This is a genomic window from Anaeroglomus insulsum (assembly GCF_050689095.1).
GTDB lineage: Bacteria > Planctomycetota > Phycisphaerae > Sedimentisphaerales > Anaerohalosphaeraceae > Anaeroglomus > Anaeroglomus insulsum.
This window is the reverse complement of sequence record NZ_JBOGCL010000001.1, coordinates 206,109-231,670: the sequence shown is the minus strand read 5'-3', so window position 1 is coordinate 231,670 and position 25,562 is coordinate 206,109. Positions and strand designations below refer to the sequence as shown.

General features: G+C 53.1%; 23 protein-coding genes and 1 tRNA gene. 3 read left to right on the top strand and 21 right to left on the bottom strand.

The features are described from left to right. The first annotated feature begins 27 nt into the window (after window positions 1-27). Entirely contained in the window at window positions 28-888 is an 861-nt protein-coding gene (gene murB / locus ACQ9LF_RS00990; RefSeq protein WP_462487491.1) for a UDP-N-acetylmuramate dehydrogenase, read from the top strand. Here the strand turns inward: murB and ACQ9LF_RS00985 are convergent. From ACQ9LF_RS00985 to ACQ9LF_RS00965, 5 genes are all read right to left on the bottom strand, one after another. After that, window positions 885-2,843 carry a family 43 glycosylhydrolase gene (locus ACQ9LF_RS00985; protein WP_462487490.1) on the bottom strand — a complete coding sequence of 653 codons (1,959 nt, stop codon included), beginning with the start codon at window positions 2,841-2,843 and terminating at the stop codon, window positions 885-887. The genes murB and ACQ9LF_RS00985 overlap by 4 nt on opposite strands. Before the next feature lie 169 nt (window positions 2,844-3,012). Beyond that, window positions 3,013-3,567: an N-acetyltransferase family protein gene (locus tag ACQ9LF_RS00980; protein WP_462487489.1), complete on the bottom strand. Its 555-nt coding sequence runs from the start codon at window positions 3,565-3,567 to the stop codon at window positions 3,013-3,015. Between the two features lie 343 nt (window positions 3,568-3,910). Next, window positions 3,911-4,063: a hypothetical protein gene (locus ACQ9LF_RS00975; RefSeq protein WP_462487488.1), complete on the bottom strand. Its 153-nt coding sequence runs from the start codon at window positions 4,061-4,063 to the stop codon at window positions 3,911-3,913. Between the two features lie 7 nt (window positions 4,064-4,070). After that, window positions 4,071-4,556, bottom strand: a complete 486-nt coding sequence (locus tag ACQ9LF_RS00970) for a hypothetical protein (RefSeq protein WP_462487487.1) — start codon at window positions 4,554-4,556, stop codon at window positions 4,071-4,073. Window positions 4,557-4,659: 103 nt separating this feature from the next. Then, window positions 4,660-5,949, bottom strand: a complete 1,290-nt coding sequence (locus ACQ9LF_RS00965) for a lactate racemase domain-containing protein (protein WP_462487486.1) — start codon at window positions 5,947-5,949, stop codon at window positions 4,660-4,662. 296 nt (window positions 5,950-6,245) lie between these two features. Here ACQ9LF_RS00965 and ACQ9LF_RS00960 point away from each other — a divergent pair, with 296 nt between their 5' ends. Then, window positions 6,246-9,245: a GH92 family glycosyl hydrolase gene (locus ACQ9LF_RS00960; protein WP_462487485.1), complete on the top strand. Its 3,000-nt coding sequence runs from the start codon at window positions 6,246-6,248 to the stop codon at window positions 9,243-9,245. An 86-nt stretch (window positions 9,246-9,331) separates the two neighbouring features. Here ACQ9LF_RS00960 and ACQ9LF_RS00955 read toward each other — a convergent pair. The 7 genes from ACQ9LF_RS00955 to iorA all read right to left on the bottom strand — a co-directional run bounded on the left by ACQ9LF_RS00955 (window position 9,332) and on the right by iorA (window position 16,004). Beyond that, a tRNA-Arg gene (locus ACQ9LF_RS00955) sits at window positions 9,332-9,404 on the bottom strand. Window positions 9,405-9,469: 65 nt separating this feature from the next. After that, complete coding sequence (locus tag ACQ9LF_RS00950) at window positions 9,470-10,777, bottom strand: TRAP transporter large permease (RefSeq protein WP_462487484.1); 1,308 nt, start codon at window positions 10,775-10,777, stop codon at window positions 9,470-9,472. Continuing rightward, entirely contained in the window at window positions 10,774-11,283 is a 510-nt protein-coding gene (locus ACQ9LF_RS00945; RefSeq protein WP_462487483.1) for a TRAP transporter small permease, read from the bottom strand. Before ACQ9LF_RS00945 ends, ACQ9LF_RS00950 begins: the two co-directional genes overlap by 4 nt. Before the next feature lie 3 nt (window positions 11,284-11,286). Beyond that, on the bottom strand, window positions 11,287-12,351 hold the full coding sequence (locus ACQ9LF_RS00940) for a TRAP transporter substrate-binding protein (protein WP_462487482.1): 1,065 nt from the start codon (window positions 12,349-12,351) through the stop codon (window positions 11,287-11,289). Between the two features lie 25 nt (window positions 12,352-12,376). Beyond that, a complete protein-coding gene (locus ACQ9LF_RS00935; RefSeq protein WP_462487481.1) occupies window positions 12,377-13,666 on the bottom strand; it encodes a phenylacetate--CoA ligase family protein in 1,290 nt (429 codons plus the stop codon). Continuing rightward, window positions 13,663-14,244: an indolepyruvate oxidoreductase subunit beta gene (locus ACQ9LF_RS00930; RefSeq protein WP_462487480.1), complete on the bottom strand. Its 582-nt coding sequence runs from the start codon at window positions 14,242-14,244 to the stop codon at window positions 13,663-13,665. Before ACQ9LF_RS00930 ends, ACQ9LF_RS00935 begins: the two co-directional genes overlap by 4 nt. A gap of 2 nt (window positions 14,245-14,246) precedes the next feature. Further along, window positions 14,247-16,004: an indolepyruvate ferredoxin oxidoreductase subunit alpha gene (gene iorA, locus ACQ9LF_RS00925; protein WP_462487479.1), complete on the bottom strand. Its 1,758-nt coding sequence runs from the start codon at window positions 16,002-16,004 to the stop codon at window positions 14,247-14,249. A gap of 319 nt (window positions 16,005-16,323) precedes the next feature. Here iorA and ACQ9LF_RS00920 point away from each other — a divergent pair, with 319 nt between their 5' ends. Then, on the top strand, window positions 16,324-17,616 hold the full coding sequence (locus ACQ9LF_RS00920; RefSeq protein ID WP_462487478.1) for a 3-deoxy-D-manno-octulosonic acid transferase: 1,293 nt from the start codon (window positions 16,324-16,326) through the stop codon (window positions 17,614-17,616). 24 nt (window positions 17,617-17,640) lie between these two features. Here the strand turns inward: ACQ9LF_RS00920 and ACQ9LF_RS00915 are convergent, their stop codons facing one another. From ACQ9LF_RS00915 to ACQ9LF_RS00875, 9 genes are all read right to left on the bottom strand, one after another. Next, complete coding sequence (locus ACQ9LF_RS00915) at window positions 17,641-18,825, bottom strand: glycosyltransferase family 4 protein (RefSeq protein WP_462487477.1); 1,185 nt, start codon at window positions 18,823-18,825, stop codon at window positions 17,641-17,643. Between the two features lie 4 nt (window positions 18,826-18,829). Next, complete coding sequence (gene truA, locus ACQ9LF_RS00910) at window positions 18,830-19,570, bottom strand: tRNA pseudouridine(38-40) synthase TruA (protein ID WP_462487476.1); 741 nt, start codon at window positions 19,568-19,570, stop codon at window positions 18,830-18,832. Between the two features lie 63 nt (window positions 19,571-19,633). Then, window positions 19,634-20,638: an aspartate-semialdehyde dehydrogenase gene (locus ACQ9LF_RS00905; RefSeq protein WP_462487475.1), complete on the bottom strand. Its 1,005-nt coding sequence runs from the start codon at window positions 20,636-20,638 to the stop codon at window positions 19,634-19,636. 178 nt (window positions 20,639-20,816) lie between these two features. Then, window positions 20,817-21,146: a HepT-like ribonuclease domain-containing protein gene (locus ACQ9LF_RS00900; RefSeq protein WP_462487474.1), complete on the bottom strand. Its 330-nt coding sequence runs from the start codon at window positions 21,144-21,146 to the stop codon at window positions 20,817-20,819. Beyond that, entirely contained in the window at window positions 21,143-21,433 is a 291-nt protein-coding gene (locus tag ACQ9LF_RS00895) for a nucleotidyltransferase family protein (protein WP_462487473.1), read from the bottom strand. Before ACQ9LF_RS00895 ends, ACQ9LF_RS00900 begins: the two co-directional genes overlap by 4 nt. A gap of 98 nt (window positions 21,434-21,531) precedes the next feature. Continuing rightward, on the bottom strand, window positions 21,532-21,912 hold the full coding sequence (locus ACQ9LF_RS00890; RefSeq protein WP_462487472.1) for a RidA family protein: 381 nt from the start codon (window positions 21,910-21,912) through the stop codon (window positions 21,532-21,534). Window positions 21,913-22,005: 93 nt separating this feature from the next. Continuing rightward, window positions 22,006-23,142 (bottom strand): phospho-N-acetylmuramoyl-pentapeptide-transferase, encoded by a 1,137-nt coding sequence (mraY, locus tag ACQ9LF_RS00885; RefSeq protein ID WP_462487471.1) that lies wholly within the window; start codon window positions 23,140-23,142, stop codon window positions 22,006-22,008. A 90-nt stretch (window positions 23,143-23,232) separates the two neighbouring features. Further along, window positions 23,233-24,609, bottom strand: coding sequence for a UDP-N-acetylmuramoyl-tripeptide--D-alanyl-D-alanine ligase (locus tag ACQ9LF_RS00880; protein WP_462487470.1), 1,377 nt, complete (start codon window positions 24,607-24,609; stop codon window positions 23,233-23,235). 3 nt (window positions 24,610-24,612) lie between these two features. Next, window positions 24,613-25,542 carry an aldo/keto reductase gene (locus ACQ9LF_RS00875; protein ID WP_462487469.1) on the bottom strand — a complete coding sequence of 310 codons (930 nt, stop codon included), beginning with the start codon at window positions 25,540-25,542 and terminating at the stop codon, window positions 24,613-24,615. Window positions 25,543-25,562: the final 20 nt, after the last annotated feature.

The window sequence follows — 25,562 nt, the reverse complement described above, 5'->3', positions numbered from 1 at the left end:
GTGTTTTGGGATTGAATCGGCCTGCGGATGATACTGTATCATGATTATGATTTGACTGCGTGCAATTCCTACCGGGTGAAGGCGGTTGCGGCCCGGGTTTATATGCCGGAAACGGAGGAAGATATTGCCGAGATTTTTTCCGATCGCAGCAGGTCCCGCGTCATCCTCGGCGGGGGCTGCAATGTGATCCTGTCCAAAGCCTATTACGACCAGGTTGATTTTGTCATTTTCAACAGTGCCTTTTCGGCCTGTTCAGTGCAGGGGACGATGCTCATTGCTCAAGCGGGTCTGTCTCTGAAAATACTCAGCCAGACGGCGCTGGAAAACGAATTGTCCGGGCTGGAATACTTTTATGATGTTCCTGGTTCAGTCGGCGGGGCGGTGTTTATGAATGCCGAAACGCTTGGCGAATCGTTCAGTGACTGGATCGAAAGCGTGACTTTTTTTGATGCAGGAGAGTTATCGTTCAAGACACTGCCCAAACAGGACCTTGCCTTTGGGTATCGTCAGAGCCTCTTCCAGCAGCATTCCGACTGGGTCGTTGTCCGGGTCCGGCTGGTCCTGCCGCATGGCGACAGCAGGGCGATCCATAAAAAAATGATGGATAACCTGGCCCTTCGTCGCCAGAAGCAGCCGTGGGATCTGCCCAGTGCCGGCAGTGTTTTCCGGCGTCCGGCGGGGCGGTTTGTGGGGCAGATGATCGAAGCACTGGGCCTCAAAGGTTATACCTGCGGCGGGGCGATGGTTTCGCCTAAACATGCAGGCTTTATCGTCAACTACAACGGTCAGGCGACCGGACGGGATATACTTGAGCTTATTGCTGTGATTCAGGAAAAAGTGTATGCCGCCTATCAGGTCAAACTGGACCTGGAGCAGCGGGTTATCTAACGCAGGTCGCTGGCGGTTTTGAGCCACTGGGTGGTGAAGAAGTTCATGTCGTGCAGGCAGACCATGCCGTCGCCGCCGACGGGAACCATATCCGCCAGGGGGGTGGCGGTCAGCCAGGCATCAGCCAAAGTCAGCAAGTCCCTCTGGCCTACCTCGTTATCCCGGTCGAAGTCCGACCGCAGATGATCTCCCAGCCAGACCGGTCCGACGCCGGTGTCGGTCTGCATAATGGGCCTGATGGCGTCCCCGTCATAACTGATTTTTTCGATTGCCACCGAACGGGATCCGGAATAGGGGCCGCTGTCCAGCCGCTTGTTCCATCGGTGATATACGATATACCACTCATCCAATGCGCCATTGTACATCAAGGAATGATGCCCCGGCCCCTTAAACCAGCCCTGACTGGACAGGATTTTGCCGCGGTAAGTCCACGGGCCGATCGGTGTGCTTGAGGTGCAGTAATGGACGGAGTATGTGTCGTTATTCCAGCTTCCATGGCTGTAGGACAGATAATAGACTCCCCTGCGATAGTGCATAAAGACGCCTTCGGTGAAGTAGGGCGGGTTGGTTACGGGAATCTCGCGGGCCAGGCTCATCATGTCGGCATTGAGTTCAAACACCCGCAGCCGTGAACCTGCACTGCCGCCGGCGTATAAATATGAAATACCCGTGGCCGGATCGGTGAAGACCATTGGATCAATGGCTTCAAAATTTGCGGCGTTATTGTCCGACAGCAGTGCCGAGCCTTTGTCGGTGAAGGGGCCGATGGGCGACAGCCCGGTTGCCACGCCAATATGGGAGGGTTTTGGGCCGACAGAGTAGTAGAAATAGTACCGTCCATTTTTGCGGACCATGGCCGGTGCCCAGGCATGTTTGCCGGCGGGAATCCAGGGAATCTGGTCGAAATTCAAAATCGCACTATACGACTGCCAGTTCACCAGATTCGACGAGGAATAAGCGTAAAAGCGGCGGTAATGTCCGCTGGTCGGATAAATCCAGGCCTTATCGTCAACCAGCAGAATATGCGGGTCAGCGGCGTCCATAATAGGATTGTTGTCTTTTGAGGGCTTGGGCATCATCAGAAACTGGCTGACCGGCAGTGCTGTATCGGAAATTCGGACTTCATCGATGTATCCATAGGCACGGTCGGTACGAACACCGTTGTACATGCCTCTTGCGACCGACCAGGCCCCGGTGTGCCAGTCGGTGCCGCCGGCAGTGCCTCTGGTCAATGCACGATTGGGGCTGCCGCTGAGGGTCATATCGGTTTGAGCCACCAGAAGCGGATCGGTTCCGGCACTGATGTCGGCCAGATAAAGCTTCAGCACTGCTCCGTCATTCACGGCGGCGATATAATACCAGTGTCCTGTTTTCCCATCCGGATCCGTACTCCAATCAAAGCCGCAGATCATGCCCGCAGGTGAAGCGGCCCGATGCACATAACCGCTGACATCTACAAAGACGATGGCCACGCTCTGATCCGGACAGATCTGTAGATACAGGGCAGCCAGCTTGGAATCGGACGCAGCAACCCCTTTGGCGTCACGTCCGACGATGGTACGGTATCCGCCGTTTTCGGGCTTGAAAAAGGCCTCGATGGTGAACTGGGAAGGGGTGACGGCTTCGATATCGATGCCCGATGGATTGCTGCCGGGGCCCTGAGATGTTGTTTTGGAGCGTGTCTGCAGGGAAGGGGCAGAGCCTGTATTCTTAATACTGTATGCATTGAGGGCAGAAGTCTGACAGACCGGATTGTACGCGGTTTGGCTTGTGTAACGAAATCCTTCCTGCCCGTCGGCGGTGCCTGGGTCCAGGTGGTTGCCATGGCCCGAACTGTCGGCAGCGCCAAAAGGCTTGGTAATGACGCCGCCGTGCGGTCCTTGTTCGAAACGCCAGTATGCGAGGGTGGCTGCCTGGGCCTGGATGAAGCAAAATCCAGCAATCCAACAAACCATCCAGGACACAAGGATATTAGATTTTCTCAATACTGGCCTGTTCGGCATAAAAACCCCGGCTTATACAGTAAATTGACTCCATAATACGCATAGAAACAGGATTTGTCCTGTCCCAATAGGTATTATACAAAATGGGGTATATGAGGGCCACACGAAATTTTCCGAGAGGCTATTTGACGAATTTATACATCAAAATCGCGTCGATAAACTGGCCATCTGCGGATCGGGTGGCTTTGGTCAGGCGAGCTTCTTCCTGAAAGCCTGTTTTTTCATACAGCAGGCGGGCAATCCGGTTGTCGGCCGGCACAGTCAGTGTCAGCATCTCGAGGGTTGGATGGTTCCTTGCCCAGCCGATCAGAGAGTACATCAGTGCACTGCCGATACCCTGGCCGCGGTACTCTGCCAGGACACTGACGCCCACCCGGCCTGAGTAGGTACCGGCCGCTTGTCGATCACAGGAAATCTCAGCGATGCCGACAACCTTGTCATCCAGCCATGCCGTCAGCAGCAAGCCGTTGTTGGCGGTTTGATAGCGATTCAGCCGCCGCCACAGGGCATCCATGGTAAAGGACTCCGGCGATTCATCATAAACCGCCAGCATCTCGGTGTCCTGTGCAAAAACGGCGGCAAAGAACTCCATCACCTCCGCGGTATCCTGGCCAACCGCTGGACGGACCAAGAGGACCTCGCCATTTTTCAATATGTGGGTTCGACTGTTTGCCATAGCTGTATTCTTGATTGTGCTGTTCATCGTTCTTTTTCCCGTAAAAGAGAAAGGCCTTTCAGAACTGTCCTGCTCTGAAAGGCCTTTTAGTGTTTAACTACTTTATTGTCCTGATATCAGAGCGGTTTTCTCCCGTAAGAAATAGCCAGTACCGAAGCAAGTACCAGCGCCTTGGAGCGCAGGATCATTGCCGCGGCCTTGCCGCTTTGTGCTCTGAACAAATTGGAACAATATGCACGATTCATAATCTATCTAATTATGTCGGAAAACCAGGTGTCAAGTCAAACAAAATTTCCAAAAATAGGTGCAGGTGTTAAAATAGGGAAATCGAGCCTGGCGTCTATTACTGTCCGTTACCTAAATGGCTTGAGTTCCGGTGTTCTTTATCATCGAACAATACTGTTTCTATGGCACCCAGCAGGAAAATCAGGTACCCGAATAATTCGGTGATTTCCTCGATGACACGTTTGTAATCGCGGTGGTAGTCGTTACCCATGACTAATTCAAGGAACCGACCGTGTCCAACTAATTGAGCGATTAAGGCGATAACGATAAAGCCTGCCCACAAAACTCCAAATGGTGCTGTGCGAACAAAATAATCCGACCTGCGGGCCAAGGGTAGCTTGATGACGCCAGCCATAGAATACGGCAAACCCCAGCAGACATGCTGCAGGGATTTCCCATTGGATAACCGGGATTTGATCAAAAATGCCGTCCATTTCACGGATTGCAGCAATAGCAGAGATAATGCTGAACTGCGTAAACAGGCATCGCATCGGGCGTTCTTTCCATGCTCCGATGCCGAAGATAATTGCCGCTTGTCCCATCAGGGCTAACTGTAGCCATTCGATGGGGCCATTCTCCGAGAAAAGTACAAAATCTCCCGGCTCCAGCAGGTGCGGCAAAGATGCCAAACCGGCCAGCATCCCAAGGGTATAAAAAGAAAACCGTGCAAGCGTCTGCACGGCTAATCTATGTTTATTGGGCATATTGGTGTTCCTTACATAATATAGATTGCCCTATTTAATAGAAAATGAACACGCTGTCAAGAGGTGAGGTTGATAATGAGGAAGTGGTTGCGGTTATGCTATATCAGGAATGTCTTTTGATGGCGATTTTGTTGGCGCCATCGACGACCAGGATTCGGACGTGAGGATTGTCCTGAATCCATGCGTCCACGAGGTGCTGGGGGTGGTGTGTCGGGTGCATGTGGGCAGCGAGAATTTGGTTGTCGGTCAATTCGGAATAGACCCATAGCCTTTGTAATCGCTGGATGAGTTTAGCGAAACGATAGGGTTTGTGGCTGAACAATTTATACCGGCCCTGAACCGCTTGATATATCTGATCGAAAGGCAAGGTCAGCAGGTTCCAGAAATGCTCCATGGAATTGGCGGGACCGATGCCGTGACGGCAGGCGGAGCAGAACAGGATTTGGCCGCCGTCCATAACGGCCTGTTCAGTCAGTTCGAGGGCACGCTGGGCGATATACAGATCCATATCATTGGGATGGCCGCCGGGGCTGACAATCAGTCGTTCGACAGGATGGATCAGGTGCAGATTGAATTGGTCTGCTTGGGCGAAGGCTTTGGCGCAGACCTGGCGGATTGGCCCCAAAGCCGCCCATTGAATGGCCCCATGTGAACTGATGATTGTCAGTGCATCCACAGGCCTTGCCTGTACGATCAGCTCCATGGCCTCGATTTGGTCGGCAGCCAGGGGTTGATTTTGCTGTGCAGGGTCGGGGTGATAGGGATGGGCACAAAACCTGCTGGCGGCATCCAGCGACAGGCTGTGATTGCCGCGTGCGGTTTCCTCGTCGCACAGGCCTGGCACAAAATTCTTGACCGGATTGGAATAGCCTGCAAAGTAATGTGGTTTTACGTCACTGAGGACGAGAAATATCTCTGTGTCCTGGATGGCGGCATTGCAGCGGACGACAGTGCCGCGCTGCGTGGTGCCGATGTCGAGAAAGTCTGCGTGCTGGCAGTCATGGACCATGATGTCGCAGGAGAATAGGCCGGCGGTCTGGCATATCCGACGAAGCTGGTCACACAAGCCCAGATTGCCCTGAGTCCGAGCCGGATGGGTGCCCGTACACAGGATGAAACGGATGGAAGCGGCCTTGTGGAGCAGCGGGGCAAGGGCGGTGAGACAATCGACGATCGGCAGATCGCGTGTCGCATCCGGCAGCAGAATGCAAAGCCTGCGGTTGTGTATGCGATTCTGAAACGAGATGGAATAGCTCTGGATTGCTGCCGACAAGAGTTCCTGATTCCGGCCGGGGTGAGTGTGCTGTCTGCGGGGAACAATCCAACCCGCACAATTTTGATCGGGTATGTTCAGCGGCAGTGTGGTCTGCCCATAATGAAGCTCTGTTTGCATCTGCGATTTACTCCGGATACCGAGGATTATGAATTCAAATGATATCGGGTCTTTCTTCGGCAGGCAATGAAATTAAGCATCGGATGTTACAAAAGGGGGGCATTGGGTACAATAATACCATTTACGAAAAGGGTTTATCTGTTAGAATCGTAAAAAATGGAATGGATGCCAAGTCCATCGGGTTCAATTATCCTATCCTACAAATAGAAGCTCAGTCACATGACAGGTAAAGCGTTAAATTGCATGAAACACAGAGCAATAGAACAGAGAATTCATAGAATTGCGAGGAAATCAAGATGACAAGCCAACATTTTCGAAACGCAGCAGTACTGGTCCTGGCGGTGGCGTTTGCTTTGGCCGGCAGACCCGTTTGGGGCCAATCCGCCGACACCGTCGTTCAAGAAGCTGCCAAAGCCTATCCGCTTGCGGCCAAAGTCAATCCCTTGATTGGCACTGGCGGCCACGGTCACACCTATCCGGGTGCCTGTGTGCCGTTTGGGATGGTGCAGCTTAGTCCCGATACCGGAACCGACGGCTGGGACTGGTGCTCGGGCTATCATTACAGTGATCACTCCATCATGGGATTCAGTCATACCCATTTGGACGGAACAGGCTGTGCCGACCTGGGCGATTTTTTGTTTATGCCGACCACCGGGGAACTGCAGTTTGAACCCGGTTCCAAGCGGAATCCCGACGAAGGATACCGCTCGCGGTTTTCGCATGAGCAGGAACAGGCCTGTGCAGGCTACTACGGTGTTTATCTGAAAGATTATGATATCGCTGTGAAGTTGACCGCGACCCGCAGAGTGGGTGTCCATCAGTATACTTTCCCCGCCACTCAAGAGGCAAATGTGATTATGGACCTGGGCCATGCCATCGGCGGCTCGACAATTCGTGAAAGCAGGGCACAGATCGTCGGCGACCGTGAAGTCCGCGGCTATGTTCGCAAAAGCGGCTGGTCTCCGGATCGGTTTCTGTATTTTGTCGCGAGGTTCTCACAGCCGTTTGTCAAGAGCGGTATTGTCGTCAATCACAAACTCGATGAATCCGCCAAACAGGCCGAAGGCAAAGACATCCAGTGCTATGTCCGCTTCGATACTACCCGGCAGCGTGTTGTGGTAGTCAAGGTAGCGCTTTCGGCAGTCAGCTGGGAGGGGGCGGCGAAGAACATGGATGCCGAATGTCCCGGCTGGGATTTCCAGCAGGTGTGCAATGGGGCCATGGAAAGCTGGAACAGACAGTTGTCCAAGATTACGGTGGATGGCGGCCCGGCAGCCAATCAGACGGTCTTTTATACAGCATTGTATCACAGCTGTCTGGCGCCGAATTTGTTTACCGATGTGGACGGCCAGTATCGCGGCATGGACAAGAAAATCCACAAAGCCGAGAATTTTGAAAATTACACGGTGTTTTCTCTGTGGGATACGTTTCGGGCCGCTCATCCGCTGTTTACCCTGATCGAACAAAAACGGACCAACGATTTTATTAATTCCCTGCTGGGCAAATATGAACAGCGGGGTATTCTGCCGTTCTGGGAACTGGCTTCCGACGAAACCTGGTGTATGATTGGGTATCACTCGATTCCGGTGATCGCCGACGCCTATGCCAAAGGGCTTCGCGGTTACGATGTGAAGAAGGCCTTTACTGCCATGAAGCACAGTGCCATGCAGGACCACCAGGGTCTGGATGAATATAAACAGCTCGGATATATTTCGCTGAGCGACGATTCGCAGTCGGTTTCCCGGACGGCGGAATATGCCTATGATGACTGGTGTATTGCCCTGATGGCCAAAGAGCTGGGCAGCCAGGAGGATTATGACTTGTTCACGCGTCGATCACAGCAGTATCGAAATCTGTTTGATCGATCGGTGGGATTTATTCGGGGCAAGACGAGAGACGGAGCCTGGAAGGCGGACTTTAACCCCGACCATTTGCCTGCGGACGGGGCCAGTGAATACACCGAAGGCAATTCATGGCATTATACCTGGTTTGCACCGCACGATGTCGAAGGTCTGATCGAGCTGATGTACGGCGATGCGGCATTTATCAAAAAAATGGATGAACTGTTTGTCCGGCAGGGACGGGAACATGCCGATGTCAGCGGCCTGATTGGTCAATATGCCCACGGTAACGAACCCTGTCACAATTATGCCTATTTATATGTCTATGCCGGCGTTCCCTGGAAGACGCAGGAAAAGGTGTCTCAAATCGTCAGGAGCCTTTACACCGACAAACCGGACGGTCTGTGCGGCAATAACGACTGCGGTCAGATGTCGGCCTGGTATGTCTTTAGTGCGTTGGGTTTCTATCCGGTCTGCCCCGGCCAGCCGATGTATGTGTTTGGTACGCCGCTGTTTCCGTCTGCTGTGCTGAATCTTGAAAATGGCAAGACCTTCAAGGTGATTGCCGAAGGTGTCTCCGATAAGAATATCTATATTCAGTCTGCCACGCTGAACGGCAAAGCGTACACCAAGACCTATATCCAGCATGCCGATATTATCCAGGGTGGTACACTGGTCTTGACGATGGGGTCAGAGCCGAATAAGCAATGGGGCTCGGATAAGGCGGACCGGCCGTATTCCGTTCCGGGCAAACGGCTGACACTGATGCCGTATCCGGCCGGTTCTCAGCAGGTCTTCCTTGATACCATGACGGTTGAATTCAAGTGCGATGATGAAGGTGCCCGAATGTATTATACCGTCGATGGCAGTGAGCCGGATGTCTCCTCATTGCTTTATACTAAACCGATTGAAGTGAATCAGACAACAACCATCAAAGTCCGGGCATTCAAAGACGGATGCTGGCCCAGCAGTGTACTCAGTACGACGCTGACTAAAAAGACCCTGAATCCTGCTGTTGAAGTCAGCGGTCTTGAGAATGGTTTAAATTATGTTCTTTATGTCGGCAATTTCCGCCGGACGACGGAGTTTGCCAAATCGGAACCGAAAGAACGCGGCCAGTGTGCCAGCTTTGATCTCGCTGTTGCCAAACGCGGCGATGGATTTGGATTGGAATTTACGGGTTTTTACTATGCTCCGGAGGATGGTTTCTACCAATTCTGGACACGGTCTGACGACGGCAGCCGCCTGTTTGTCGGTTCGGAACTGGTGGTTGACAGCGATGGCCCGCATAGCGCCCAGTTTGCCAGCGGCTTTATTGCGTTGAAAAAAGGATACCACCCTATCAAGGTGCTGTATTTTGAAGGTTCGGTGGATGAAGTTCTGGAAGTCTATGTTACCCGCCCCGGCGGTCAGCGTGAACTGATCCAAAGCAAAGACCTGTTTCGCCAGAAATAATTAAACCGGCTATTTATTATGATCCTGCGAGAAGCGTGCTGACACGTTTCCCGCAGGATTTTTTGTTGGTCAGCAAATAAAAATCACGTCCCCGACAGGAGTCGAACCTGTAACCTTTGGCTCCGGAGGCCAACGCGCTATCCATTGCGCTACGGGGACTGCACAAGCCCAGTATTATCTCTGATATCGCGAATTTGTCCAGTCTTTTTTGCTGTGGGATTGTGTTATCGCAATAATCCCGGCAGCCAGGTGATAACCTGGGGAAAGAGTAACAGCAGGCAGATGCAGAGGATATAGGCCGGGACGAAAAGGCAGACTCCTTTAAAGACATCTTTCATCGGGATTTCTTTGGCGGAGCCGGCCACGACAAAGGTTGTTGCTCCCACCGGGGGAGTAATTGCCCCCAAAGTGGTAATAACGGTTATGGTTACACCAAACCACAGAGGGTCATAGCCCAATTTGTCCACCACCAGCGGATAAAAGATAGGCAGTGTTACTAATAGCATAGCCAGGGCATCCATAATTGTTCCGCCGAGAACATAAAGAGCAAAGATGATAAGCAGGATCATCGCTTTGGGTACCGGTAAATCTCCAATGTTGGATGCCAGTGCATGGGGGATGCCGGTTTTGGTGAGAAATTTGCCGAAAATCATGGCCCCTGCGACGATGGTGATGACCATGCATGAGGCCTTGAGTGTATCGCGAATGGCGTTGAGAAAATTCTTCCAGGACAGCTTTCTCTGGAGCAATCCAAGGACAATAGCGAGAAAAGCTCCGGCGGCGCCGGCTTCAGCGGCGGTAAAATAGCCGAAAAACAGGCCCAGAATGACCAGTAAAAACAAAAGGATGGTTTCGTATGCGCCTGCAAGCGAGATGATTCGGTCTTTCCAGCTGGCTTTGGGGCCGGTGGGACCCCAGGCCGGGCACAATAGACAGATGACGATGACGGTGGCCATCAGGAGCACTGTCAGCAGCAATCCTGCCCCAATGCCTCCGTAAAAGAGTTTTTCAATGGATTGTTCGGTGGACAGGCCAATGATAATCAATACGACGCTGGGGGGGATGACCACGCCCAGCGTTGAACCGCTGGCCACAGCACCGGCAGAGAGCCTGGGGTTGTAGCCGAACTTTTTCATCTCCGGCAGGGCGACGGTGGACATCGTGGCCGCGGTGGCGGTGTTGGAGCCGCAGATGGTGGCGAAGGCCGAGCAGGCGGCGATGGTTGCCATGGCCAGACCGCCGCGAATATGGCCGACCCAGTTATAGGCGGCGTGATAGAGTTTTTCATTGACGCCGGAGTAAAAGACAATCTGCCCCATCAGGGTAAACAGAGGGATCACCGTCAGGCCGTACATGGAGAAGGTGGTCCAGAGGGTCTGTCCGGTCATGTGGGCGGCAGCATCAACACTGCTGAGAGCGGCATAGCCGAGAAAACCAACGACCGCCATTGCAAAACCGACGGGGGCTCCCATCAGAAACAGACTCAGCAGCAGGGCGGCGATGCCGAGGATGCCTATCGAGGTATCGGTCATGGCTGCTGCTCCTGTCCTGAGGCAAGCCCTTTGAGCAGTTCGACCAGAAAGACAAACGCCAGCAGGGCAAATCCCGCGGCGACGCCATAGGTAAACGGATAGTAAATCATACGCAGGGTTTCGGTGACTTCGCCGGTCCTGCAGAGCGTGTTGGCGATTTTGCAGACCTGCCAGCAGGCCAGAATCGAAAACGCCATGCACATCAGACGGTTGATTATGTCCAGAAGTTGTTGGATTCGCTGCGGGAACAGGTTGGTCAGAATATCCACCGCCAGGTGGTCTTTTTTGCTCTGGGTGTAACCCAGGGCGCAAGCGACGACCAGCGAGCCGAATAGCCCCATCAATTCAAAGACTCCCGGCAGGGGTTTGCAGTGGGGCAGTTTTCGCATGACGATGTCGATGCAGGTCATCAGCATCATTGCCATGAGAAACACTGCGGCGATAGCCATCAGAAGCTTTTGCAGCAGCAGTTCCAGTCGTGTCAGAAAAGGCAGGATCCCGGTCATCGTTTAATGCTGCGAAAAGGTTGCGATGGATGCTTTGAGATCATCAATGATTTCTTCCGCGGGAAGCCCGGCAGCTTTGGCCTGTTTAATCCAGTCATCTACATTGGATTCCAGCAGAGCATTCCACTGGGCCTTTTCTTCGTCAGACAGCTCAATGACTTCGACGTTCTGTTCGGCTTTGGACCAGTCGATGGATTCCTTCACATGAGCGTCCATGTATTCCCCGGTCCAAAGGCACTGTTCAACGGCCAGTTCCTCAAAGACTGTTTTGACGTCCTGGGGCAGGGCGTCCCATTTTTTCTGATTCATGACGACAGCAAACGGATAGATATTGGTTTCGGTCAAGGTGATGTATTTGCATAATTCGGCGAATTTGAAATCCTTCATCACTTCGACGGAAGAAAAGAGTCCCTGAACGACGCCTTTTTGCAGGGCTTCGGGTGTGGACGACATCGGCATCCCAACCTGGTTGGCGCCCCATGCCTTGAGAATCTGGGCTGCTTCCCCGCTGGCACGCAGGTCCATGCCTTTGATATCGGCCAGGGTGCGGACAGGCTTTTTGGACATGATATTGGTCGGAGCGGTGGTGAACATGGTCAGCACTTTGACATCCGCAAATTCTTTGGGCTGATATTTACTGTACAGATCCCACAGGGCCTGGCTGCCGACTTTGGCACTGGGGATTCCCAGCGGCAAAGCGGCGGCGTTGGTCACCATAAAGCGTCCGGGCTGGTAGGCCATACACAAGCAGCCGATATCAGCCTGACCGCTGATGACGCCATCCATCATTTCCTTGGCATCCAGCAGCGAACCGCCGGGGAAGGTCTGGATGGCCACTTTGCCATGGGTGCGTTTTTCGACCTCGGTTTTCCAGCGTTCCATCTGGACGCATGGGAATGTCGGAGCCGGCGGGAAATTGGCATAGGTCAGCTTGATTACCTCGGAGGAGGGCGTCTTTGCAGAGTCGGCAGGAGCCTGCGTTTCTGACTGCGGCTGGGTTTTCCTGCAGCCGGCGTACAACAGTGCCAATATGACAGCCAATGTCATCATGAGCGATTGCTTTTTCATATTTATGCCTCCTTTAAAGTATGGGTTAGCGGATCGTGCCGTCTTTATCCTTGTAAAAGACGCGTTTGGCCTTGCCTTCCTGACGCGGCAGGGCACCAATGGGATAGACATCACCCCGCGGGCTGAAGCCCAGGGCTTCTTTGAGCACTTTTTCGACCATATAGCCAGTGACCGTGGATGCAGCCTCGACGTTGATAACCACATCCTGAATGCCGTCTTTATCTTCGATGATAATCTGATAATTGGACCCGACACCGGGAATCTGCATCAGGGCCTGCTCGACCTGTTTGGGGAAGAAGTTGACCCCCTTGATGATGAGCATGTCGTCAACCCGCCCGGTAATCGGATTCAGACGGACATGGGTGCGTCCGCAGGCACAGCGCTGCCGACTTTTGACACTGGTCAGGTCGCCGGTGCGGAATCGAATGACCGGCAGAGCCTGTCGGGTCAGTGATGTGATGACCAGTTCACCTTCCTGGCCATCGGGGACGGGGGTTTCGGTCTGCGGCTGGAGGATTTCGAGGATGTAATGATCTTCCCAGACGTGGATGCCGTCATGGGCGGAGCAGTCCATCCCGAGTGTGCCGACGCCGCCGGTTTCGGTCATGCCGTAGATGTCAAACACATCGATGCCCAGTCCGCTTCGCATCTTGGTCTTGAGCGAATCGGAAAAGATTTCGGCGCCAAAGATGCCGATTTCCAGTTTGGGCAGGCGTTCTTTCATCTCCTGGAGGACTTCCATGATGCGGATGCCGTAGCTGACCACGCCGGTCAGGACACGTGTGCCGAAATCCCTGGCCAGGCGAATCTGGCGGGCGGTATTGCCTGCCCCGGCAGGGATGACAAACAGCCCCGCAGCGCGGGCACCGTGATACATCCCGAAACCGCCGTTGAACAGTCCGAAGGACGGGGTAATCTGAGTCGGGTCGCCGGCTCGGGCCCCGGCCATACGGTAACAGCGAGCCATGCATTCGCCCCATTGTGCCAGGTCGGCCTGCGTATAGGGCATAACGACGGGTGTGCCCGTGGAGCCGCTGGACATGTGCATTTCGGCCAGCGTGTCGGCTGCAACACAGCACATGCCCAGGGGGTAGTGGACCCGAAAGGATTCCTTATTCATCATCGGCAGCTTGCCGATGTCCTCGACACCGCGGATATCCTCCGGGTGAACCCCGCGGGTCTGGAATGCAGCTCGGAGAACGGGGTTTTGCGTATAGACGTACCGGGCAATCGTTTTCAGCCGTTCGGACTGCATCGCCCGAAGCTGATCCAGGGATGCGGTTTCGAGTTCCGGCTGAAAAAACAATCCGCTCATACCATTTTTCTCCCTTCCTCAAAGGCCTTGAGGTTCAAGTCGACATATTGTGATTTGACACACGCACTGATGGCTTTGTGCCAGGCTTCCAGCGGTAAATCCAGCCCGGTTGAGAGGGCACCAAGCAGCACCACATTGGCTGTGCGAATATTGCCCAGTTCCACGGCTTTTTTGGAGGCATCAAAATAAATCAGCCTCGGGTACTGGTCGCGGAGTTTCTGTTCCACGTTGTCCGGATACTTGGCAGCCCCCATGGATACGGTGACGGGAATAATCTGCTGAGCATTGACGACGGCCAGTGCCCCCGGTGCCAGATAATCCGCGTAACGCAGGCCTTCGGCCTGTTCGAGGGCACACAGCACCTGGGCGGTTCCTTTGGCGATGATGGGGCTGTAGACCGTTTTGCCGTACCGAATCTGGCCAATGACCGAACCGCCTCGCTGGGCCATGCCGTGTACTTCATTGGTTTTGACATCAAAGCCGGCATTCATCGCCGTCTGGGCGATAATTTCGCTGGCCAGCAGGATGCCCTGCCCGCCGACGCCGGCCAATACCACACTGACTATCTGTGAGCTCATCGCTATTTTTTCTCCTCGGAAAGATTGACAATTGCCTCAAACGGACAGACCTGCTGGCACAAACCACAGCCGTAGCAGAGATGCTGGTTGATGACGGGTTTTTTGCCGGCGCCGTCAATGGCGGGGCAGCCCAGTTTCAAACAGGCCCTGCACGCCTTGCATTTATCTTCGAGGATGGTGCGTATCCCGCCGACGCGCTTGCCTTCCCAGAGCGGACAGGCCGCCCGGGAGACGATCAATGACGGCTCAGGGGTATCCAGTTCCCGTGCCAGGACTTCCTGGGTTGCTTTGGTCTGATAGGGATTGACGGTAAAGACCCGCTTGATGCCGCAGGCCCGGGCAATGTCTTCAATGGAAGCTTCTATCGTCGGTTCCCCCATCAGGGTCCTTCCGGTGCCGGGATTGTCCTGGTGGCCGGTCATGGCCGTGGTGCGGTTGTCCACCACAATCAGCGTGGATGAGCCTCGGTTGTAGGCGATATCCAGCAGGCCGGTGATGCCGGAATGGAAGAAGGTCGAATCGCCGACCATGCCGACGACCTTGCGTTTCTCGCCGGCCTTGTCCAGACCCTGGGCCATCGAAATACCGCCGCCCATGCACAGGATGATATCCAGTCGATTGAGCGGCTTAAAGGTGCCCAGGCTGTAGCAGCCGATGTCGCCGGTGACGATGACATCGTGTTTGCCCAGCGCGTAGAAGATGCCGCGATGCGGACACCCCGGGCACAGTACCGGCGGACGGGCCGGCAGGTCTTTGGCGTATTTGGGTTCAGGAATGGGAGCGATTGTCCGGCCTTCCATGTTGGCCCGACAGGCCTCCAGCGTGGTGATGGATAGTTCACCGATGTTGGGAATCACATCGTGTCCCCTGCACGCAATGCCCAGAGCCTTGACGTGTTCTTCGAGGAAATCGTCCAGCTCTTCGACAATCAGCAGGTCTTTGACGCCGGCGGCAAACTGTTTGAACAGCTCATCCGGATAGGGATAGGCAAAGCCCAGCTTCAGCACAGAGGCTTCCGGCCAGACCTCGCGGACATAGTGATAAACGACGCTGTGGGTGATAATACCCAGCGATTTGTCTCGCCATTCGATGCGATTGGCCTTGGATTGGACTGCAGCGGCCTGCAGGTCGTGGAGGCGTTTCTCGACGGTCTTGCGCATTTCTCTGGCCCACAGCGGCACGGGCACAAAACGAGCCGGGTTTTTCTCCAGTCCAATCGTTCGCGGATTGGTTTGCCGCGGACTGAACTTGACAATACTGCGGGAATGACTGACCCGTGTGGTAGTGCGTAAAATCACAGGGGTCTTGAATTGTTCGGACAGTTCGATGCCCAGTTTTACAAAATCGAGGGCTTCCTGACTGTCGGCCGGCTCCAGCACGGGAATCTTGGCAAACCTGGCATAGTTTCGGGTATCCTGTTCGTTTTGAGACGAATGCATCCCCGGATCATCGGCTACGACAATCACCATGCCGCCTTCAACCCCCAGATAACTAAGGGTCATTAACGGGTCGGCAGCCACATTGAGGCCGACGTGTTTCATCGTCACAATGGTTCTTGCCCCGGCACACGATGCTGCTGCGGCTACCTCGAATGCCACTTTTTCATTGGGTGACCACTCGCAATAAATATCTGATTTATACTGCACCGCATTCTCGAGAATTTCTGTTGACGGGGTTCCCGGATACCCCGTGGCCACAGTGACTCCCGCTTCGTAAGCACCGCGGGCGATGGCCTGATTTCCACTTAATAAATGACTCAATGGACTTACCTCCGCTACGGGTCATTCCTGTTGTCTCAATGGCGACAATACAAAGCCATTATGTACCTATAAGAAGAAACAATTGTACTAAAAACTCTTGTGGAATAAAAGCTCTTTATTCACATTTATTATTCGATACGATGTATCTTTAATTGTAGAAGGCAGTTCGATTGTGCAGACACGTTACGGATAAACAAGGGATTTCCCCGTGATTATTTGGCTTTCATTCTTGCATTTTCCGGGTATAGTTTTGCTTTTACAAATCGTGTCTGGACCGGTATGATAACGCCGGACTGGAGTTGCGTTTTAAGGAATGAAAATGGTGAGTTTCTTAATTAATATCGCGTATTTTATCGGGCTTATTTTGTATAGCCCGGTGATTCTGTATCGTATGATTGCCCAGAAGCGTTATCGGTACGGCTGGGCTCAGCGTCTGGGCAGGATATATCGCAAATACCCCGACAGGAAATGCATCTGGATTCATGCTGTCAGTGTCGGCGAAGTGAATGCCACGCGGACGCTGGTGGAAGGTCTCAAGGCTGCTTTGCCGGACTATGAAATGGTGATGAGTGCCACAACTGACACAGGACTTGCCCGGGCTTGTACCCTGTACGATAAGCAGCATTCGGTGTTTTATTTTCCATTCGATTTGTCGTGGATTATGAAGCGGGCTTTTGACAATCTCCATCCGGATATTATTCTTTTGATGGAGCTGGAGGTCTGGCCCAATCTGGTCGCTGTGGCGGAACAGCGCAAGGTTCCAGTGGTTGTAGTCAATGGTCGGATAAGCGATAAAAGCTTTCCAAAATATCTGAAAATTCGCAAGCTACTTGCCCCCATGTTCCGCAAGGTATCCCTCGTGCTGGCTCAGACGCAGGAATATGCCTCGCGATTTATTGCCCTGGGGTGTAATCCGGAACGGGTGATTGTGACCAGCTCGCTGAAATATGATACTGCCCAGACAGAGGGTGTCGTGGCCGGGGCGGACAGACTGGCTGAGCAGATTCGTCTGGGGACAGACCGATTGTGGACGCTGGGCGGGACTGGGCCGGGAGAAGAACAGATCGCCCTGGAGGTTTTTGCCCGTCTCAAGAAAGAGGCGTCGTTTGAGGATTTGCGGCTGGCGATTGTACCCCGCAAGCCGGAGCGGTTTAATGAGGTGGCCAATCTGATTGAGCAATCCGGGTTTACATTTATCCGTTACAGCCGGCTCAAAGAACATAATGGCATCGCGGACATCAAGCCGATGATTATTCTGGGCGATACGATGGGTGATCTCAAGAGATTCTATGGGCTTTCGACGCTGGTCTTTGTGGGGCGATCCCTGTGTCCATTGGGCGGGTCGGATATGATGGAACCGGTTGCACTTGGTAAATGCACGATGTTTGGACCGCACACGTTCAATTTCAGGCAAACCGTGGAGGTCCTTCTGGCCGGCAATGGTGCCCTGGAAGTACAGGATGCCGAACAATTGTATGATATCACACGCAAGTGTCTGACCAATCCCGATTTTGCCGCAGCGATTGCTGCCGCAGGACAAAAAATCATCCGTCAAAATCAGGGTGCAACGCAAAAGAGTGTTCATGCCATCCTGTCGCTGATTCAGTCGTGACGGAGGATGTTCTGCAGGCAGATATTATCGGCCGGACATAAGCTGCTGATACACGGCTTCGATGGTATTGACCATAGTTTCGGGAGCAAATTTCTCGATAACGCTGTGTTGGCCGTTTTGACCAAGACGCTGTCGCAGGGAAGGAGCTTCAATCAGTTTTGCACAGGCCTCCACCAGACCGTCAATGTCCTGAGGCTCAATCAGGAAGCCGGTGGAAGGATTGACCACTTCTTTGGCACCGTCGATATCGAAACTGACCACCGGTTTGGCACACAGCATTGCCTGGGGCAGGACTCGGGCCAGCCCTTCCCGCAGTGAACAATGTACCAGAATATCCGAAGCGTGAATAGCCAAGGGAATCTGTTCAGGCTGGAGCAGGCCGGTCAATTTTATGCGATAGCCCAGACTGGCCATGCGGATTTGCTTTTTGATGCGTTCGGTCAGGGCGCCATCGCCAACAAACAGCCAGCAGCAGTCTTTGTATCGAGCTGCCAGCCGTTTGGCGGATTCGATGATATACTCATGGCCCTTCAGTTCGGCCAGCCGGGCAACGGTGATGATGACGATGGCCTGATCACTGATGCCGTATTTGCGGCGGAAAGCCTTGATGTCTTCCTCGGCTGGTTTTTGCAGAAAAGCATCTTCATCAATCGCCGAATAGGCGGTGGTGTAAGGCTTGTTGCGACCGATGCCGGCGGCACGCGATTTTTCGGTCATGACATTGGCGACGGTGATAAAGGCATCGGTGCATTGGGCGGCGGATTGTTCTGCCAGGATATAGATACGATTGAGCAGACGGCTTTGGTAGTCATGAAAGGCCAGTCCGTGAATCGTGTGAACGATATAGGGTTTTCGGGGGCCAGACCCCAGTTGGCCTTTGAGGGCGTGTCCCGCCCAGCGGCCCAGAATGCCTGCTTTGGCCGAATGTGTATGAATGATATCGGGCTGAAGTTTTCGCAGCAGGCTTTTAAGCTGCAGATAGGTCAGGATGTCCTTGCCCGGCAGGATAGCCCGCCGCATGGAATCCAGGACGATGACTTCATAGCCGGCGTCCTGGGTCCAGTTAAACAGCCCTCCCTCCGGTCCCAGCGCCGGACCGGTGATGAGTGTGACCTCATGGCCTCGCTGAGCCAGCAGGCGGCAGGTGATCAGGGTGTTCTCCTGTGCACCACCCAGAACGAGTCGGGTTATAATGTGTACAATTCGCATACGCTTAGTAATAAATTTCCATTAAACATAAACCGCAGGCCGGGGCGATGGGGCCTGCCTGGGCCCGGTTTTGAGCGGCCAGAATCCGATGCATATCCGCTGGGGTCCATCGCCCGCGGCCGACTTCGACCAGCGTGCCGACGATATTGCGTACCATATTGTACAGGAATCCGTCGGCCTGGACATCGAAATAAATGAATTCACCTTCGCATTGGACGTTACATCTCAGGATCGTTCGCACGGAACTGAGCCGCTGGTCGCCGGCAGAGGCAAACGACTTGAAATCATGTGTTCCGACCAGCACTGCGGCGGCCTCAGCCATGGCGGCCACATCGAGCAGTCCGGGACGATGCCAGCAATAGCGGATGCGCAGCACAGGCCGAATCGGGCCGGTATAAAGGGTATAACGATAGATTTTGCTTTGGGTGTCGCTGATGGGATCAAAGGACTCTGGTACCTCCACCGCCTGAAGAATGGCGATGTCGTCCGGCAGCAGATCATTTAATGCCCGCACCAGATTTTCGGTTGGAACGGGACTGTCGATGGTAAATGCCGCAACCTGTCCCAGCGCGTGAACGCCCGCATCCGTGCGCGAGGAACCCTGCAGCTCGACGGTGATGCCGGTCAGTTTTTCGATAGCCTGACAAAGGGTACCCTGAATCGTCGGCATTCCGGGCTGAGCAGCCCAGCCGTGGTAGCCGGTCCCATCGTATTGGATTACCAGTTTGATTTTGCGTATGGCCATATCGTTGCACAAAGAAAAGGCCGGGACAAGCCCGGCCTTTGAATTGCTCTGATGACTGTTGGGTTACAGCAGCTTTTCCGCAATCTGGATGGCATTCAATGCCGCCCCTTTGCGAATCTGGTCGCCGGATACCCAGAGATTGATTCCGCGATTGTCCGGAATCGATTCATCCTGACGGATGCGGCCAACATAGATGTCGTCCTTGCCTGCCGCATCGATTGCCGGCATCGGGAAGCGATTCTTCTCCCGATCATCGATGATGCTGACACCCGGAGCGGTGCTCAGCAGGTCTTTGACCTGCTCAGGCGTAATCGGATCGGTGAATTCCAGATTGATGCTTTCGCTGTGTGCCCGCAGAACCGGCACCCGCACGCAGGTCGCGGTGATGGCAATGCTCTGGCAATTGAAAATCTTGCGTGTTTCCTTGACCATCTTGACTTCTTCTTCATTATACCCGTTGGGGCCGATCTTGGAGTCGTGGCAGTACAGGTTGAAGGCCAGCTGATATTTGAGGTTCTTGGTTGTTACGGGTTTGCCGGCCAGCACTTCCTTGGCTTGTTCAATCAGCTCCAGCATCGCCGATTGCCCGGCACCGCTGGCGGCCTGATAGGTGCTGACGACCATGCGTTTGATGGGATTGGCTTTATGCAGCGGCCACATCGGGACATTGGCAATAATGGTCGAGCAATTGGGATTGGCGATAATTCCTTTATGTTTTTTAATCATTTCCGGATTGACTTCGGGAATCACCAGCGGCACTTCCGGGTCCATCCGAAAAGCCGAGGAGTTATCGATGACCACCGCACCCGCCTTGGCCGCCGCAGGGGCGAAATCTTTGCTGCGCTGACCGCCCGCTGAAAACAGGGCAATGTCGATACCCTTAAAGCTGTTTTCGGTAAGCAGTTCAACCTTATATGTATTACCCTTGAATGTGATGGTCTTGCCGACAGACCGTTCGCTGGCTAAGCAGACCAGCTTGTCCACCGGAAAGTTCCGCTGTTCAAGGATATTTAAAAATTCCTGTCCGACTGCGCCGGTTACACCGGCAATCGCAACTTTCGCACCCATTTTGGTGTACTCCAAAAAAAGTTAGGTTTCTTACCATATTTCCAAAGCGAGTTACTATACTGGTTTCGGTTGGAAAATGCAAGGCGGACGAATAGTTTTTATTAAAGGATATAGCCCGTAAGAAAATACATGTATATATTGGGGAAACCTTGAGTTATGATGCTTGCTGCTTGACAGCTTATTTCATTATCTCAGCAATTGTTTTTTTTAAGATAGGCAATTCTTTGTTTAAAATAGTCCAGACTCGTTCAATATCCACGCCAAGATAATCATGCACAAGGATATTACGAAAGCCGGCAATTTTATACCAGTCGATAGAGGGATGATTTTCTTTTGTTTTATCCGAGAGTCGTTGCGTGGATTCGGCCATAACCTGCAAATTTCGCAATACTCCATCCTGAACCAGAGTTGAGCTTAGAAACGCATCTTTTGTCATTCCAGCCGTATAGGATTCGATCCGGCCAATACACTCGGAGATGTGAATTAAATAGAGCCGATCATCTTTCATAACGGCTTGGCTTCCTGTATGACTTTACTGCGAATGTACCAGTGAAGCCCTTGCTCGGTAACAATATCTACTTTTCTTTGCAGTAAAGCCTGCAAATCCATCGAAAGCCCACCTAAATCAAATAAGCTTCTTCCCTCCTCCAGATCAACCAGAAAATCAATATCGCTGTCGGCATCGGCCTCCCCCCGAGCCACTGAACCAAATACTCTGACATTAAAAGCCCCATATTGGGCGGCTAAAGTCAGAATCTGATTCCGTTGTTGTTGTAGCAAATCAGCAATTCCCATGATTTTCTATCCATATACAGTCTTGATATGCTCAATATTATATCCAAAACCTTACGATTTGTAAAGAAGGGCACTTAGAGCATATCTGTTTTATGCAATTATTTCATTGCAATGACCTGGATTTCGACACGGGCGCCGAGGGGTAGGGCGGCGACTTGAAAAGTACTGCGAGCGGGGTAGGGTTCGCTGAAGAATGTCTTATACACTTCATTGACCTGGGCAAAATCGCCTATATCAGTAAGAAAAATCTGGACTTGTACGACATTCTGGAGGGTCAATTCTGCCGCGGTGAGCAGGGCGGTGATGTTTTTGAGGACCTGCTGGGTCTGTTCTTTGATGCCGCCATAAACCAATTGTCCAGTGGTCGGGTCAAGCCCAAGCTGGCCGGAGGCAAAAAACAGATTATTAGCCATGACGGCCTGGCTATAGGGGCCGACGGCTTTGGGGGCCGATTGCGATACAATCACTTTTTTTTCCATAGCATTTCTCCTGTAAAGTCTGTGCGCAGTATGCAGTATCTTGGGATAGCTTTAGTCAGACGTCAAGAGAAAACCGGCTTGTCGGATTCGGAATTACCGGAGTTTCAGGGTTCCTAATGCAATTACGGCAAAGGCGATAGACAGCAGCCAGAATCGGACCACCACCTGGGGTTCGGACCACCCGGCCAGGTGAAAATGATGATGGATTGGAGCACATCGGAAGATGCGTTTACCGCCGGTGTAGCGGAAATACCACACCTGCATCATGACGCTGGCCATTTCCATCATAAATACGCCGCCGATGACCAGCAGCAGAATTTCGTTGCGGGTGACAATCGCTCCATAGCCCAACGCCGCTCCCAAGGGCAAAGAGCCGACATCGCCCATAAACACGGAAGCCGGATGGCAATTGTACCACAAAAAGCCCAGAATCGCGCCGGTCAAAGCCCCGAAGAAGATACATAATTCTCCCGATTGGGGGATATGGGGCAGCAGCAGATAGCTGGCCCAGCTAATCTGGCTGGTCCGGCCCATCATTTCTGAGGCGATATAGCAGAGGATGACCAAGGTCGTCGAAGCAACCCCCAGGCAGCCGGATGCCAGCCCATCCATGCCATCGGTCAGGTTGACGGCGTTGCTGGTGGCGGAGATATACAGGATACTGATAATGACAAATATCCAGGTGGCCAGGGGGATGCCGTACTTATAGAACGGCAGCCATAGCATCTTGGCGTCTTCGATATTCCGGAAATCGGAATAGAGAAAATAGGCAACAAGCATGGAGCCGCCGAATTGAAATACCAGTTTTTCCCACGGTTTGAGGCCGTCGCGGCTGTGCTGGCGGGTTTTGCTGGTCAGTTTCAGCCAGTCGTCGGCCCCGCCCACCCCGCCAAACCAGATTAAAATAAACAACGCCTTGTGGATAAAGGGGTTATTCAGTTTTGCCCAGAGTATCGTAGCGGCAGCGATTGCCGTCAGGATAATAATACCGCCCATGGTGGGGGTGTTGGCTCGTTCCCGCATCAATTCATTCAAGGCTGCATGGTGGAATTCCGGTCGGTCGCCGATTTTCATTCGCATCAGCCAGCGAATGGTTCTGGGGGCCATCAGCACTGCGATGGCAAACGCGGTTATGGCGGCCAGAATTGCCCGAAACAGCACATCATCCCAGGCATAAAAACCCACATAGGTCAACAGCTCTTTATAGTGAGAACAAAGATGGTAAATCAATGGATTGGTCCTTTTTTATAATCATATCGGGTTATCATTCAATGTTGGATCCTCTTGACCGTACCTGTGATACTCTCTGCCGATATGGTTTCAGATAAAAAGTTTCCTTAATTGTTCAACCGCTTTTTCCATTCCCGCCGATCGGGAACCCTTGACTAATACTATATCGGCAGGCCGGATAAACTCGTGCAGATTATCGCAAAGCAATTGCGTATCTGAGAAGGATTTGCACCGTGCCGGATTAAGGCCGGCTTGAGTGGCACCGGCAATAATATCGGACGCAAACGGGCCTGCTGCTGCAAGAAATTGGACTCCGCCCTGGACAGCTTTCTGGCCCAGTTCGTAGTGAAATTTCTGAGATGCCGGTCCCAGTTCCGCCATGCACCCGGCCACGAAGACGGCTCGTCGGTGATCGATTTGTGACAAGGTACTCAGACAGTCGAGGGCATTGTCCATCGAGGCCGGATTGGCATTATAGCAGTCCACAATGACTTTGATGGGGCCTATGGTCTCAATATTCATTCGCATGGCAACCGGCTCAATGTCCTTAATGGCATCTGCAAAGTCCGATAACGACAGTCCCAGGGTTTTGCAGATCGCCCAGGCAGCCAGGGTATTCATCAGGTTGGCTCGACTCGGCATAGGCACTTTGATCGGCAGGCCTTCGATGGTTAATTCACCCCAGTTGCCCTGCGTTTTAAGGTTTTGCCCCTGGAAATCACAGGCCGGCCCCGTCCCAAACATCAAAAAGGGACGGTTGAGGCTCATGGTGTAGCAGATGATTTCCGGCTGATCCCCGTTGACAATAAACAGTCCGCCCGGCGTCAGTCCCTCACTGATGGATAGCTTTTCGCGGATGATGTGATCAACCGATCCAAAGCCTTCCAGGTGTGCTGCGGCGACACAGGTGACTATGGCAATATCCGGACGGGCGATGCGTGTGAGGTATCCGATTTCGCCGGGATGATTGGTTCCCAGCTCCAGCAGCAGGATCTGATGTTCGGGTCTGGCGGACAAAATAGTCAATGGCAGGCCAATATGATTATTAAAACTCTTGGTGGCCTGATGACAGGGGAAGAATTTACTCAACACGTGATGGGTAATATGCCGTGTGGTGGTTTTGCCGGCCGAACCCGTAATGGCGATGACTTTGGCCGGCAATTGGTTGCGATACCATGCTGCCAGTTGACCTAAGGCCTTAATCGTGTCGTCAACGATTAACAGGCGGTCTTTTTGGGCCGGCGGCAAGTCGATGTCTTGCTGTACCACCGCACAGGCCGCGCCCTTGTCAAAGGCCTGACCCACATAATGATGCCCGTCGAAATTGGGCCCGGAGATGGCAAAAAAACACTCTCCGGGGCGAATGGTTCGTGTATCCGTACAGATGGCGTTGATGGTGGTATCGACGCTGCGATCTGAACTGCTGCGGGCATTTAAAACAGTCTTAAGCGATGAAAAGGTAATCATGGATTATACCGTCTGCTTGTGTGGAATTGATGGCGTGGCAGTGCGACGGGGTGTTGCCCGAACTCTCGCGGCGAAATCGTCCATTTCCGCGATGCTTTCAAAGCCTACGGTCATCACATCCACGCAGTCAAGATGCAATACAAAGTCGATGGATTTGTTTTTTTTCTCTTCGTCGTTGCGGAATCTGCCTTCGCCCATGATTTTCATTCCGACGACGCCTTTGCCGTTCTGGTGGGCCAATTGAAGGACAGGAACGACTTTATCCGGCGTGTCATCCATGGACTGGCCGTAGGGATTGATGCGTGTATGAATCGAATCGACCCATGGTTCAATGGCAGCGAGCTTGAGGGCGTCCAGTGAGTGGCATGATACCCCATGAGCCCGAATAAGGCCTTTTTTCTTCAGAGCGGCCATAAGGTTCATCTGCTTTTCAAATTTCGTGGTCCAGGCCTTGTCGGTCATGCAGTGAATCAGCAGCAAGTCGATATAGTCGGTTTGGATTTCCTTTAAAAACCGCTCAACCACCACATCGGCGTCCGGACGCTCGGTTTCCGGGATGCCATTGGGCATAAACCAGATTTTGGTTACCAGGGAATATTTCTCACGTTTAATGCCTTTTAAAGCAGGGACTACATAGGGATGACTGCCATACAGGTCGGCCATATCATACCATCGCACGCCGCGTTCATAACTGGTGCGGATGAGCTTCTCAAATTCTTCTTTACCCAGCCGGGTCTGATTGGACTGGCGATTGAATCCTCGCATACCAGTCCCCAGACCCACCCGGCTGAATTTCAGGCCGGTCTTGCCCAGAGGGACGATCTCATAGGGGTCAAACGTGCTGTCTGATGGGGTTGCATGGGACTTGGAGCACCCCAGCAGCAGGCCCCCGGCTACGGCCAGTCCGCCCTGGATAAATTGTCGTCTTTGCATATTCATCATAACCCCTTGGG

Bases quoted from the DNA above. Each gene is read 5' to 3' on its own strand.
- murB (WP_462487491.1), top strand. From the start codon at position 28: ATGATACTGTATCATGATTATGATTTGACTGCGTGCAATTCCTACCGG.
- ACQ9LF_RS00985 (WP_462487490.1), bottom strand. From the start codon at position 2,843: ATGGTTTGTTGGATTGCTGGATTTTGCTTCATCCAGGCCCAGGCAGCC.
- ACQ9LF_RS00980 (WP_462487489.1), bottom strand. From the start codon at position 3,567: ATGGCAAACAGTCGAACCCACATATTGAAAAATGGCGAGGTCCTCTTG.
- ACQ9LF_RS00975 (WP_462487488.1), bottom strand. From the start codon at position 4,063: ATGGGTAACGACTACCACCGCGATTACAAACGTGTCATCGAGGAAATC.
- ACQ9LF_RS00970 (WP_462487487.1), bottom strand. From the start codon at position 4,556: ATGCCCAATAAACATAGATTAGCCGTGCAGACGCTTGCACGGTTTTCT.
- ACQ9LF_RS00965 (WP_462487486.1), bottom strand. From the start codon at position 5,949: ATGCAAACAGAGCTTCATTATGGGCAGACCACACTGCCGCTGAACATA.
- ACQ9LF_RS00960 (WP_462487485.1), top strand. From the start codon at position 6,246: ATGACAAGCCAACATTTTCGAAACGCAGCAGTACTGGTCCTGGCGGTG.
- ACQ9LF_RS00950 (WP_462487484.1), bottom strand. From the start codon at position 10,777: ATGACCGATACCTCGATAGGCATCCTCGGCATCGCCGCCCTGCTGCTG.
- ACQ9LF_RS00945 (WP_462487483.1), bottom strand. From the start codon at position 11,283: ATGACCGGGATCCTGCCTTTTCTGACACGACTGGAACTGCTGCTGCAA.
- ACQ9LF_RS00940 (WP_462487482.1), bottom strand. From the start codon at position 12,351: ATGAAAAAGCAATCGCTCATGATGACATTGGCTGTCATATTGGCACTG.
- ACQ9LF_RS00935 (WP_462487481.1), bottom strand. From the start codon at position 13,666: ATGAGCGGATTGTTTTTTCAGCCGGAACTCGAAACCGCATCCCTGGAT.
- ACQ9LF_RS00930 (WP_462487480.1), bottom strand. From the start codon at position 14,244: ATGAGCTCACAGATAGTCAGTGTGGTATTGGCCGGCGTCGGCGGGCAG.
- ACQ9LF_RS00920 (WP_462487478.1), top strand. From the start codon at position 16,324: ATGGTGAGTTTCTTAATTAATATCGCGTATTTTATCGGGCTTATTTTG.
- ACQ9LF_RS00915 (WP_462487477.1), bottom strand. From the start codon at position 18,825: ATGCGAATTGTACACATTATAACCCGACTCGTTCTGGGTGGTGCACAG.
- truA (WP_462487476.1), bottom strand. From the start codon at position 19,570: ATGGCCATACGCAAAATCAAACTGGTAATCCAATACGATGGGACCGGC.
- ACQ9LF_RS00905 (WP_462487475.1), bottom strand. From the start codon at position 20,638: ATGGGTGCGAAAGTTGCGATTGCCGGTGTAACCGGCGCAGTCGGACAG.
- ACQ9LF_RS00900 (WP_462487474.1), bottom strand. From the start codon at position 21,146: ATGAAAGATGATCGGCTCTATTTAATTCACATCTCCGAGTGTATTGGC.
- ACQ9LF_RS00895 (WP_462487473.1), bottom strand. From the start codon at position 21,433: ATGGGAATTGCTGATTTGCTACAACAACAACGGAATCAGATTCTGACT.
- ACQ9LF_RS00890 (WP_462487472.1), bottom strand. From the start codon at position 21,912: ATGGAAAAAAAAGTGATTGTATCGCAATCGGCCCCCAAAGCCGTCGGC.
- ACQ9LF_RS00880 (WP_462487470.1), bottom strand. From the start codon at position 24,609: ATGATTACCTTTTCATCGCTTAAGACTGTTTTAAATGCCCGCAGCAGT.
- ACQ9LF_RS00875 (WP_462487469.1), bottom strand. From the start codon at position 25,542: ATGCAAAGACGACAATTTATCCAGGGCGGACTGGCCGTAGCCGGGGGC.